Annotated in this window: 5 protein-coding genes; 2 read left to right on the forward strand and 3 right to left on the reverse strand. The window is 50.6% G+C overall.

Going from position 1 to position 12,893, the window contains the following annotated elements; translation table 11 throughout:
• The first annotated feature begins 659 nt into the window (after positions 1-659).
• Positions 660-4,679, forward strand: a complete 4,020-nt coding sequence (locus tag H6F91_RS04515) for a GAF domain-containing protein (protein WP_199307634.1) — start codon at positions 660-662, stop codon at positions 4,677-4,679.
• Positions 4,680-4,740: 61 nt separating this feature from the next.
• Here H6F91_RS04515 and H6F91_RS04520 read toward each other — a convergent pair whose 3' ends face one another.
• On the reverse strand, positions 4,741-5,937 hold the full coding sequence (locus H6F91_RS04520) for a glutathione S-transferase family protein (protein WP_190775834.1): 1,197 nt from the start codon (positions 5,935-5,937) through the stop codon (positions 4,741-4,743).
• A 356-nt stretch (positions 5,938-6,293) separates the two neighbouring features.
• Here H6F91_RS04520 and H6F91_RS04525 point away from each other — a divergent pair, with 356 nt between their 5' ends.
• A complete protein-coding gene (locus tag H6F91_RS04525; protein WP_190775835.1) occupies positions 6,294-7,811 on the forward strand; it encodes an amidohydrolase family protein in 1,518 nt (505 codons plus the stop codon).
• A gap of 122 nt (positions 7,812-7,933) precedes the next feature.
• Here the strand turns inward: H6F91_RS04525 and H6F91_RS04530 are convergent, their stop codons facing one another.
• Together H6F91_RS04530 and H6F91_RS04535 are read right to left on the reverse strand one after the other, a co-directional pair.
• A complete protein-coding gene (locus H6F91_RS04530) occupies positions 7,934-9,166 on the reverse strand; it encodes a PDDEXK nuclease domain-containing protein (protein ID WP_190775836.1) in 1,233 nt (410 codons plus the stop codon).
• Positions 9,167-9,289: 123 nt separating this feature from the next.
• A complete protein-coding gene (locus H6F91_RS04535; protein ID WP_190775837.1) occupies positions 9,290-12,889 on the reverse strand; it encodes an ABC transporter substrate-binding protein in 3,600 nt (1,199 codons plus the stop codon).
• Positions 12,890-12,893: the final 4 nt, after the last annotated feature.

The raw sequence follows: 12,893 nt of genomic DNA on the forward strand, positions 1-12,893 counted from the left end.
TATATATGCACGGTTTCCTCTATTCAATCCTGCTTAATCTTCAGTAAAAATCCCTCTTAAGATAGAGGATTAATGGAATGGAACGCCATTAGTCGTAAACCTTGAAAGAAACAGGACTTACCCACCTTTGTTGTGGGTGGGGGTGCTCTGCACCCCCACCCACAACAAAGGTGTTCTAGATATAGCGGACTTGCGTAAGCCCTAGGAAATTAAGCCTGTTGAAAGGGCAATTGTCTCCCTGTACAGCCTTTGTCGCGTTAGTTAACGTCAGTTCGGGATAAGCCGAACCGCCCATTATTGCGTGCGCGACGCGCACGCAATAATGGGCTTTTTCGAGTGCCGCGCTCCGTGCGGCACTCGAAAAAGCCCTTAACCCGGACTGAGGTTAGTTAGGACATCAGGAGCAGGTGGGAGCAATGCCCCCATCCGATCCTGATGTCCTAGCTAACGGGATCTAGCAATAGATGCTGAAATTAAAGGTTTAACAGCGCATTTCACGCTGGCACTTAGCATTTCGTAATGTAAGAATTTAATTTAGCTACGTTTCAAAGGGGAATGCATCGGCCCTGCTGTTAGCACTCCATGAAGGCGGGGCACGCTTTTATTCTGGGGTGTTGGCCTTTGATCACCTTGTTACCCGTGACTCCTCACTAAGATTTATGTTGGAATTGGTAAAAAGTCTCCTGTTTCCCAGCCAGTACGTTCCCCATGGCCACTGTTATTTGTGGCAAACGCCACTGGTTGGGTTGTATGTGGTCAGCGATGCGTTGATTGCGATCGCCTACCTTTCCATCCCCGCCATGCTCATTTACTTTGTGCGGAAACGGGAGAACGTTCCATTTTCCAATGTATTCCTCCTATTTGGTGCCTTCATTGTCCTGTGTGGAACCGGACATTTATTTGATATCTGGACACTCTGGTTCCCGGCTTACTGGGTTGCTGGGGTAGAACGGGCCTTGACGGCACTGGTGTCATGCTATACAGCTCTGCGCCTGCTGGAGCTTCTACCACAATTTCTGGCGATGCAAACGCCCGAGCAGTTAGAAGCCATTAACCAGGAATTAGAAAAACAAATTGCTGAGCGGCAGCGCACAGAAGAAACTCTTCAAATGATCGTGGCTGGCACTTCTAGCGTAACGGGAGACGCGTTCTTCCCAGCACTGGCACAGAACCTGGCGAAAGCTCTGGGGGTAAGCTACGTTTTGGTCTGTGAAACTGTAGACGAACCCATCCAGACATTGCGAACTCTGGCCATGTGGGCCGAAGATCATTTCGTCGCCAATATTGAGTACAAAATAGCTGGCACCCCCTGCGACGTCTCTCTGCAAACCCCATCCGTCTGCACCTACCCAGAACAGATACAGGAGCAGTTTCCTGACTCTCCCTTGCTCCAGGAAATGAATGCTGAGAGCTATGTAGGTGTGCCTTTATTAGATGCCCATCAACAGCCCATTGGGCATCTATGCGTTCTCGATGTCAAACCCTTTTTCCCCGATGAGCGCACCCAGGCTTTGTTTAGCGTGTTTGCGGCACGGGCTGCGACGGAGTTACAGCGGAAGTGGGCTGAGGATGAAAAACGTCGTGCTTACGAGGAACTGGAAGCGCGGGTGGAAGCCAGAACTGCCGAATGGGTTACGGCAAATTTAGCTCTGGAAAGCGAAATTCGTGAACGGATTGGCGTTGAAGCGGCATTGCGCCAGAGTCAAGAACAGTTTTCTAAAGCCTTTCACTCGAACCCCATTGCTTGCAGTATCTCTACGTTGCAAGACGGGCGTTTTTTGGACGTCAATTCCAGCTTCCTGAAGTTGTTTGGCTACAGCCGGGAAGAAGTGATTGGTCGTACCTCCACCGAGCTAAAGATTTGGGTGAATGCTGAGGATCGCGATCGCCTGGTTCAACACCTGAAGCAACACCAATCCTGGCAGCAAGATGCACCGTTCTGTATCTGCTCAGGAGAAGTGCGGGAAGGGATGTCATCCTTTGAGAGGATTGACCTCCAGGGGGAGGCCTGTCTGCTGAGCATGGTCTACGACATTACCGATCGCAAACAGGTAGAAGCAGAACAGTTACAGCAAATGCGACTGGCCGCCCTGCGAGCTGACGTGGGCACAGCCTTAACCGAGGGTGACTCCATTCAGGATATGCTGCAACGCTGTGCGATCGCACTCCAGAAGAACCTGGACGCCGCCTTTGCCCGCATCTGGATGCTGGATGAATCGAAACAACTGCTCGTCCTACAAGCCAGTGCCGGGATGTATACCCGTCTAAACGGTAGCCACAGCCGCATTCCGGTTGGGCAGTTTAAGATTGGCTGGATTGCTAAGCATCGCCAACCCCATCTGACTAACCAGGTTAAAACTGACCCTTTTATTGCTGATCACGCCTGGGCGGAGCAAGAAGGCATCGTCGCGTTTGCAGGTTATCCCCTAACCATTCAAAATCGCCTCCTGGGGGTTATGGCAATTTTTGCCCGCCATCCTCTGGAAAAACGTACTTTGACGGAAATGGCTTCCATTGCCAGTGCGATCGCCGTAGGAATCGATCGCAAACTTTCTGAGGAAGCCTTACGCCAAACCGCAGAACGAGAGCGAGCCGCTGCACGGATGCTGCAACGAATGCACGAAAGCCTGGAGTTGGAAACCATTTTTCGGACCACCACCGAAGAACTGCGGCAGGTGGTGCAGTGCGATCGCGTCCTGATCTACCAATTCAACCCCGACTGGAGTGGACAGGTTATAGAGGAGTCTGTAGGCGATTCCTGGGGAGCCATTCTGGGAAATAGGGGCGATCGCTCGGTGCTGAGTCAGATCACCGTCGATCGCAACGATTGCATTATGCGCCAATTCAATGGCACGGAAGTCATGATTCGTGACACCTACCTGCAAGAGCGGAAAGGAGGGCTTTATAACGACAATGACTATTGCTGTGTTAGCGACGTCCAGCAGGAACGGTTTGACCCTTGCTATTTAGAGTTGATGGAGGCCCTACAAGCTCGCGCCTATATTATTGTGCCGATCTTTTCGGGTAACCATTTGTGGGGCCTACTCGCCACCTATCAGAATGGAGAACCCCGCCAGTGGCAATCTGCTGAGATTCAAATGGTGTTGCAAATCGGAACCCAACTGGGCGTTGCCGTACAGCAAGCCGAGCTGTTTGCCCAGATTCAGGAGCAAGCGAAAGAGCTGCGCTACGCCAAAGATATTGCCGATGCAGCCAACCGTGCCAAGAGCGAGTTTCTCGCCAACATGAGCCATGAGCTTCGTACTCCCCTGAACGCCATTTTGGGCTTTACCCAACTGATGCAACGGGATACCACGTTGAGCTCTGACCACCACCGCTCGGTCAAAATTGTGAACCAGAGTGGTGAGCACCTGTTGGGGTTAATCAACGATGTCCTGGAAATGTCCAAAATCGAAGCAGGACAGGTCACCCTGCACGAAACAGAATGTGATTTCTATCAGCTGCTAAACAATCTGGAAGATATGTTGCGCCTGAAAGCCCAATCCAAAGGGTTGCAACTTGTGTTTACCTATGATGCTGACATTCCGCTCTACATCAAAATTGATAAAAATAAATTGCGACAGGTTCTGATTAATCTGCTGGGCAATGCTATCAAGTTTACCGAGCAAGGCTGTGTCGCTCTGCGGGTTTCCAGGGTACGCTATCCGTCTACTTCCCCGCAGAGGCACGGCACGCTGCTGTTTGAAGTAGAGGACACTGGCTACGGTATTGGAGCGGATGAATTAGGTGATTTATTCCAGGCCTTCAAGCAAACTCACACAGGCCGACAATCTCAGGAAGGTACGGGGTTAGGGCTGCGGATTAGCAAGCAGTTTGTGCAGTTAATGGGAGGCAACATCACCGTACGGAGCGAACCCGGTCGTGGCAGTTGCTTCGCCTTCTCCATTCCAGCAACGTTCCTGGAAGCAGCCCCTGAGCTACCTGAGTTTCACCCGCTCCCGAGAGGAATTGTACGGCTGGCCCCTCACTGTATTACCCATCGAATTCTGATTGCTGAGGATAACGTCAATAACCGATTGTTACTGCGACAGCTCCTGACAGAACTGGGGTTTGAGGTGCAGGAAGCGGAGAACGGTCAGGGGGCGATCGCCCTCTGGCGACAATGGCAACCGGATCTCATCTTTATGGATATGCACATGCCGATCCTCAACGGCTATAAGGCGACCCGACAGATACGGGCTGAGGAGCGATCGCGCTTGTCTGAACGGGAACCTCACGAGCCATCCAGTGAGAGATTCGTACCCAGAACCAAAATTGTTGCCCTCACGGCCAGTGCTTTTACCGAACAACGCCAGGAAAGCCTGACGGCTGGTTGTGATGATTTTGTTAGCAAACCCTTTCAGCACGCAGAATTGCTCAACATTCTGGCGCGACATCTGGACATACAGTACGTCCATGAGGGCTCAACATCGGAGGATAGTGCCTCATCTCTTCCCCAAGCCCCTGAGAACCCATCCAATACGGCGGATTTGACTGTTATGCCTGCCGGTTGGATTGAGCAACTTCATCGGGCGGCCATGCAGGGCGATGATGCAACCTGCCTTGAGCTGGTTAACCAAATTCCCTCGGAGCAATCAGCACTGATTCAAACCCTAACCCACTGGGTGGAAGCTTACCAGTTTGATCAACTGATCACACTGATTCAACCAGTTGCATAAAGTTGTGGGTGGCGTGCTTCGCACGCCACCCACAACAAGCCTGTTAGATGGCTGACGGTGCTTACCGGCGCACAAAGTTCGCCGGGTCCTGATCGCGACGATGTTTGAATGGGATAGGAGTCCCCTGTCCATCACCTGCTAGAGCGGCGGTTTTCTCCAGGGCTTCTCGCAATCGTTTGGCCGCGTAGATCGACATATCGCGAGGGACGTTGATGCGATCGCGCAGATACCGCAATGCCGCATCAGACCCGGTTGGTGGGGCACAGACCTCGCCGGTCATCAGCGTGGTCAGGGCACACCGCAAGGCCTCGTCAAAGAGGCGATCGTCAGCGGGGTTAACGCGAACAATATTGGCGCGGTGCCGGAGGACGTAATAGAGGGCTTCCTGGCGGGAGTTTTCTGGCTCAGGATAATTGACATCTGGCAACCCAAACCAGGGACCCTGATCAACCTGAGCTTTATTCTGGAGCATCTGAGGTTCACCATTTTCCCAACAGCCCCCCATCTGTGGAGGCAGGTCATGGACATGGGTGTGAAAGTCGCTCTGAGTGCCACGGTAGGTAGGACGGCTTTCCATGGCCTCAAACCAGGCCGCCAGGCGAGGATTATCCTTGAGAGAATATCCCTTGTAGTAGTAAAGGCTGGCCAACATCCGCTCGACATAGGGCGTAAACACGACATCGGCGGTACTGAACTCCTCCAGGAAGTAAGGACCCGGAGTGCTAGCGAGGGCGTATTCAACCTTATCGACCGTTTCAGTAAATATCTCCCGGTTGCGTTGTTCCTGCCGGGGGGATGAGGCTGGGTAACATAGCCAGTTGCACCAGGCTCGAAACAGCAGACGCTCTAGCCGCCGCAGAGGCAGCACGGCCGGAGATCCCATCCCCTGTCCCAAAGGCCCAAAGGCCCGCTCCAGCGCAAGCAGAATATCGTCGCTTTCAGTGATGAGACGGCCATCCAGCTCAAGGGCAGGCAACATGCCAGAAGGCACCTTGCGTTTGTACCAGCTCTCTTTTTCCCCGTAACAAAACATCGTCACTTTTTCGATGCGATAGGGAATCTGCTTTTCTTCCAGCCAGAGCCACACTTTCTGGCAATAGGGACACCAGGCATGGTTGTCACGATATAAGGTCACACGCACATCCGACTCGGAGTGACCAAAGAGGCGGAGCCGAGCCTGAGCATTGGTAGGGCCGTTAACGGTATCAATCTGAAAGTCGGTGAGGGCTTCCAGTTCTGTCCAGCTTAGGGGTGCCATGGTCACGAAGATTCTGAAGGACGTTCAATCTCATCTTGTCATGTAGACCAGACGCCTTCTTATTATCTCCAGGACATACGCATTTTTATATAGGGAGATTTCCAACCATGAAATTACCAAGATGTTCGGTAAATTCTTATGCAGAAACCTCCTAACCTTACGTTATCGGGTTATGACAGTTCACCCGTAGCTTTTTTATTCTTAGGATCACGAACAAAATAACCTGTAATTCTTGTTGTGAGAGGGGCGGCAAAGCCGCCCCTCTCACAACAAGAATTACAGGTTAATAAATACGCGATCCTGAGTAGCAGGTAGTATTTTCAGGGGAAGAAACACTGCTTTAGGAAACAACGCCGATGACGTCTGTAGAACTGGTGCGCGGTCGCTGGGTTTTCACGGGAGAGGATACGCGGGTGGATGGGGCGATCGCCCTTCAAAACGACACGATCCTAGAAGTCGATAGCTGGGAAACACTACAGACAAAATATCCTGATGCCAAAGTTCACGGTTCCAGCCAGTTTGCGATTCTGCCGGGATTGATCAACGCCCATCACCACAGCAATGGCGTGCCCAATTCCTTACAGGGTGTGGATGATGACTTTTTGGAATTGTGGTTGTTTTCGTTGATTGGGTTGCGATCGCAAGACCCCACCCTCAAAACGCTGCTCAGCACTAGCTACCTTCTACAAAGCGGCGTAACCAGCGTATTGGACGTTGTCTCTATCTCAGGCACCCCAGATACCTGTCTGGATGATCTGCAAGCAAGACTGAACGCCTATGAGCAAGCTGGAATGCGAGTGGCTCTGGCTCCAGGCGCCAGCTACTCCAGTACCCTGGTGCATTTTGAAGACAATACGTTCGTGTCGGGGTTACCAGACGCCCTACAACAGCGGGTCCAAACCCTGATCTCTTTTCAACAAACCCTATCCACCGAAGAGTATCTGGCCCTCATTAGTGATTTAGTCGTACGCTATCAATCCCACCCTCACATTCGTGTATGGTTTGGGCCACCCGGGCCACAGTGGGTCAGCAATGAGCTGATGATCCAGGTGGCTGAAAAAGCGGCTGCTTTGCAAACTGGAATTCAAACCCATGTGGTGGAGTCCTTCTATGAGAACTTAATGGGGCCAAAGTTCTACGGAAAATCTGTCGTCGCGCATCTGCACGAGCTTGGTGTACTCAGCCCCCGTTTTTCCATGGCTCATGGAGTTTGGCTCAGCGAAGCTGATATCGAAATTTTGGCAGAGACGGGAGCCTCCGTGAGCCACAATCCCAGTTCCAACTTGCGCCTCCGAGCGGGGGTTGCCCCCCTGAATGCCCTGCTTCAAGCAGGGATCACCGTGGGCCTGGGCATGGATGGCACTGCCCTGGGGGATGACGAAGATATGTTTGCCGAAATGCGCCTGGCCGCTCGCCTGCATCGCACTCCGCAAATGCAAGCTCCCGCTCCCACCTTAGCGGATGTTTTTCATATGGCGACCACAGGCGGAGCCAAGCTTTTGATGCAGGAACAGAGTTTGGGTAAGCTGGCTCCGGGGTATAAAGCAGATCTGGTGCTGGTGAAGTGCGATCGCATCACCTTTCCGTGGATTGCCCCAGAAGCAAATCCACTCCATGCTGTCCTGATGCGTGCTCGACCAGCAGACGTTGATACTGTTTTTGTGAATGGCAAAATTGTTTTGCAGGATGGACGACCGACAGGATTTGATTTGGGGGCGATCGCCCAGGAAATTGCCGACCAGATGAATGCATCAGAATTCCGAGACGACTATCGGGCTCTGGCTCGCGAATTACGGCCTTATCTCCAGGATTGGTATAGCCGTTGGGAAGTACCCGAGCTAAAACCCTATGCTTCGTTTAATTCGCGGATTTAATACGCCACATCCTCAGGACTCGTCTGTTGATGGTGCGATGCGGTTCGGCCACCACCCCTATACTCTTACATGGGAAGGGAAGGAGTGCTTCACACTCCTTCCCTTCTCACGTCCTAAGACTGCTATACACCCTCTAAACGTTCCTGTTCTTCGCGGAGCCATTGCTTGAGGAGATCTTCCGATGGCAGTGCAATCAGATAGCGGGAAACGAATAGTTGATTGTCGAGCCCAGCGGTTGCGTAGCGGACGGTTTCTGCATCGCGCTCAGCGCAAAGAATAATGCCGACCGGAGGATTTTCATGGGGATACGCGACGTTTTCGCGCAGGTAGTTGAGGTAGAAATTCATCTGTCCGGCATAGTCGTGCTTGAATTTGCCGAGTTTGAGATCAATGGCAATTAAGCATTGAAGCGATCGATGGTAGAACAACAAATCCAAATAATGATGCTCGCTTTCCACCGTCATACGAAACTGCCGTTCTACAAAGCAAAAATCACGCCCTAACTCCTGCATAAATTCTTGCAGGTGATCGATAAGTGCCTGCTCCAAGTCGTTTTCTGTATAAACGGGCTTCTCTGCCAATCCCAAAAATTCCAGAATGTAGGGATCGCGAACTAGAGTCTGGGGGCTATCAACAAGTTGGCCCTGTTGAGCGAGTGTGAGTACGGCATCTTTATCCTTCGACAGCCCAATACGTTCATAAAGCATGTTGTTCATCTGGCGCTTCATTTCACGAAACGACCAGTTGCTTTTAACGGCTTCCAGTTCGTAGAAGGCACGTTTGAGGCGATCGCCAATTCGACACAGCTCCAGCAAATGCGACCACGACAGCGTTACAAACAGCTTCTGGTAATAGGCAGCATTCTGCCACCGGAGGGGCGGCTCCGTTTCTGCACGACTCTGGAGTGACGGAAAGGCAAGGCCAGAGGGATTTGTAGGAGAGGGCGATCGCAACCCTTGAGATTCACCAGACGTTGTCTGGTGAATCTCAGCCACCACCCATTCACCAGACGCTGTCTGGTGAATTTCCGCAGGTAGCAGTCGAGCGGAGGCTAGGAGTTGTGGCAGCAGAGTGTCTTGAGCCAGATGCGGGTATGTCAGTGCAAACTGTCGAAAATTCCTTAAATTACTGACAGCAAAACCTTTAATGCCCTGTTTCTTCAAATCCTTGGCCAGGGTTTCAATGAGTTGAGTGCCGTAGGCAGCGCGATCGACACCGTTCTGCTCGTATTCAATGATGTAGGCACCCACTAGCCAGTTACGCAGGGTCAGGGTCTGATTCACCGCACGCGCTACGGCAACCTGGCTGACTCGATTCACATCGCTGATTCCAGCAAGGAGGCGATCGTATTCCACGCGCAACGTTCCTGAACTAAACCGGACGATACTATCATGCCTGAGGCCTGAGACCTTTATGTTGTATTCCTCGATTAGGCAAAGCCTCCACGGTTCTTGCGTCCTAGCATCAATGGCCATGCGTTATGGGATAGGGGCAAACTCATAGCTCGTAGGCGATGTGGATTTGTTTTTCGGACGAACTTCTACAAATTGAGTCGCCGTGTTCGCATCCCCCGATGGTGAAAAGCGAATGTCTCCAGAAGCGCCATTGGCAAAGAAATTAGGTGCTCTTAATGCCTCTTGAATACCCTCACGACTCGGATTTTTCTGTCGTCTCAGGGCTTCTATGATTGCTTGTGTGGCATTGTAAGAAGTTGCACTCGCATGGCTCACAGGTGCCTTCCAGAGCTCTACGGAACGGTGAGAAAACCCCGAATTAGGGTTAGCCTCACTATGCCATGCCAAAGCCATGACCATCCCAACCGCTTCTTCACCACCCACTTCTAACGTTTTGGGTGTATATAAATTTGCGATATCTCCAATCAAAGATAAACGACCACGATTGGCTGTAATAACCTGCAAAGCATCATTCACTGTGTCAGGTGCAGGGACTAACATAATAGCGTCTGCTCCTTTCTCCATCGCCTGGTCAAGACTATTGGCAATACTAAAACTTTGATCGGATAAATCAAACCGATTCGTGACGTTGCCACTTGCCTTTTCCAGAACCTTGCTAAACTCAGACTCAAGTTCTTTACTGTACTGGCTTCTAGAGTCAAAGAAGATTGCAACTTTTGTCTTCCTTAGTTTAGTTACTGCATAATTTGCCAGTGCTTTCCCTCCCGTACTCGTATTCAAATTAGTACGAAAGACATAGGGGCTACGATGAGAAAGTTCGATCGTCGTACTGACAGGAGTAATAAATGGAATTTTCCCAGCAATATATGCCGGAACGGCTGCCAAACTCGTATTACTCGACCAATGACCTAGCACAGCTAGAATGGTTGGATCTCCAGTAATCGTGGACGCAACTTGTTCAGTGATTTTGGGGTCATCACTATCGTCAAAGATCTTCAATTTAAGCCTCGCACCATTAATGCCTCCAGCCTCATTAATTTCGTTTTGGGCCTGGGCAAATCCCCGCAACATCTCTAAAGCACGGCCTGGAGAATCTCCCGTAATTGGCACCGACACAGCAATTTCGTAGGATTTTTCGGAACCAATCCGAGCATTATTGAGATAAATCAATGTCTCTGGAGCATTTGGGTATTTCTTAAGAGCCTCTGTAAAAGCAGCGGCCGCTTCCTCATAGTCTCCTTTTGCCATAGCGGCTGCTCCTTTCGCCTTGGCAACCTCAAACTCAGGTTTTTCAGGATTGCCACCCTCTCTTTTTATTAAAATTTTATTCCCGGAGCTCATGCGATCTTCGAGAGAAGCAGGCTGAGTTTGGGGAGAGGCATCGGATGCCGTGAGGAGGTTATTGGGGGTTTGGGTACTGGGTTCAGATTGGGTCAGTGACCACACACCCAGTGAGAGAAGGAGCCCTGCGATCGCCAATCCCGAAAATATGAAAATCTTTTTGGGCGTTCGAGAAAAAATTTCAGCAATCGTTGCGCTCGAAGAAGGCTGAGTAGCTTGGGATCGTGGTAGCGATGAAACGCGCTGTGCTAGCTCCGCAGGTCGCCTTTCTGATAGCTTTCGTGCCTCTAGAACTGTAGGACTTTGAGAAATCGGAGGAGGAGAGTTAGATGTCTTTAGCCCGATCGCGTCTGTTTCTGCACTCTTCGCTCCTAAGGTACCTTGAACATCCCTGGAGGATAGAAGCCTCCCCTCAAGATGAGCAACGGTTTTGTCGGAAAGACCCAGAACTTTCTGAAAGCGCTTTAACTCATCACGTGTTTCTTCCACTAGCGGATATTCGTATTGAATAGACTCTGAAAAGACTTGCTCATACTGCTGGCACTTTTTCAATTGGTCTTCAATACCGGCGATAATAGGCGTTTTAAGTGCCTCTATATCCTCATCCGCCAAGTTCAGCTCTGTTTGACGTTGGTTGAGTTCTCGCAGTGTTATTCCACTCAATGGATATTGCTGCTCGGCAGCCTGGATAAATTCCCGTTCATACTGCCGCAAATTTTCTTGGTAGAGGTTGATCTGAGTTGTAATTTCAGATTCGATCGCCCTGACATCTGGTTCCTTTAAAGCCAGCGCTTGGCTGGTTTGTTGTAACTGCGTACGAACGGTGTCACTGGGCTGGTAGCGGCGCTGCGTGGCATTGATGAACGCCTGTCGGTACTGATCTAGTTTTTGCTGATAATTTTCGATCTCTGTAGTAATCCTTGCTTCAATTGGAGCAACATCAATATCTTTTAGGCCCAGATTCTGTTGTTGTTCCCGCAATTCATGGCGCTTCGCATCTGTAAGAGGAAACTGTTCCTGAATAGCTGCCGCAAAACTCTGCTGATACACCTTTAAGTTACGATGGTAGCGTTCCATTTCAGCAGTAATTCGAGTCTCAATCAACGCTACATCAACATCCCCTAGCTCTAGTTGCAAGAGTAACTGTTGCAGCTCATTCCGTTTCGTTTGCCCCAGAGGATACTCCTGATGAATAGCCTCTAAAAACGCTTGCTCATAGGTCTGTAATTTCTGCTGCCGGGCTTTGAACTGAGCATCAACTTTTGCCTCAATCGGCAATGTATCTTCTTTCCTGAGTTCTAACTCCTGTTGGAGATTTTGCAGGTCAGTGCGATCCTCCTCACTGATAGCCCCATGGTGCAGCAGCAAGTCAGAAAACGCTTGCTCATACTGTCGAAGTTTGGCTCGAAACCTCTGGCGGTAGGGCTCAAGAACCTCGTCCTCGATCGCCTTTGCTTGAGAACTACTCAAACCCAACTCGGTTTGCTTCCAATCCAACGTTCTGCGACCAACGAGAGAAAGCTCTCCCCTGCGGATATATCGCATCACTTCCTTACGATATTTCTCGTGGGGATCGCCAGGGGGCACCCGTACCAACCGAATTTTAGAACCGTCCCGGACTGGAAAAATTTCGGGTTTAGCTTGAGGTCTAATTTCTCGAACTTTTCGACTGGCGTACTCATGAAGTTCATCAACAGAAATCACTTCGTCTTCATCTTGATCAGCGGCCCCTGTTTTAATCCCTTCCACCAAGAAACGGGTATAAAGTGATAGCTCAGAGCCTCCATGCTCAAATGAATATTGTGTCGAGCTTGAAGAGGTCAGAATTGCTCGACCTTCCCCCCCTAATTGAGCCGGAATATCAACTGTATTATCATCTTTTGCAGATAGCCCTTCGGCAAAAGCACCACTGAAACAGCTATCCAGAATAATCACCTGTCGCCTCGATCGACTGCGGTTCATACAGTCGTGAAGGATGTTGCTGGATACAGCGGTAGAGCGAATCAAGTCTCCTTGGGCTGTTTTACGAGTGCTACGGGTTGCTAGAAAAAGTCGACCGGCATCATCTTTAATTCCATGGCCCGAAAAGAAGAACAGGACTAAGTCATCTTTATGACGCCCTGCGAAGAGAGCCTCAATTGACTCCTCCATGGCCTGTCGCTCAGGGTTATTCAACACCAATACATCAGCTTTGTTAAAACCGCCAATTTCAGGATTTAACAGAAGTTCTTGTATCGCGGCAACATCATTAACTGCCGCTGGAAGTGCATTTAATCCTGGTTCATACTCGCTGACACCAATTAATAGAGCGACTTTTGCCATGGTT

The organism is Leptolyngbya sp. FACHB-8 (assembly GCF_014695575.1).
Lineage (GTDB): Bacteria > Cyanobacteriota > Cyanobacteriia > Elainellales > Elainellaceae > Vacuolonema.

What these genes read in the sequence shown, in the direction of transcription:
- H6F91_RS04515 (WP_199307634.1), top strand. Translation starts at nt 660, where the DNA reads ATGTTGGAATTGGTAAAAAGTCTCCTGTTTCCCAGCCAGTACGTTCCC.
- H6F91_RS04520 (WP_190775834.1), bottom strand. Translation starts at nt 5,937, where the DNA reads ATGGCACCCCTAAGCTGGACAGAACTGGAAGCCCTCACCGACTTTCAG.
- H6F91_RS04525 (WP_190775835.1), top strand. Translation starts at nt 6,294, where the DNA reads ATGACGTCTGTAGAACTGGTGCGCGGTCGCTGGGTTTTCACGGGAGAG.
- H6F91_RS04535 (WP_190775837.1), bottom strand. Translation starts at nt 12,889, where the DNA reads ATGGCAAAAGTCGCTCTATTAATTGGTGTCAGCGAGTATGAACCAGGA.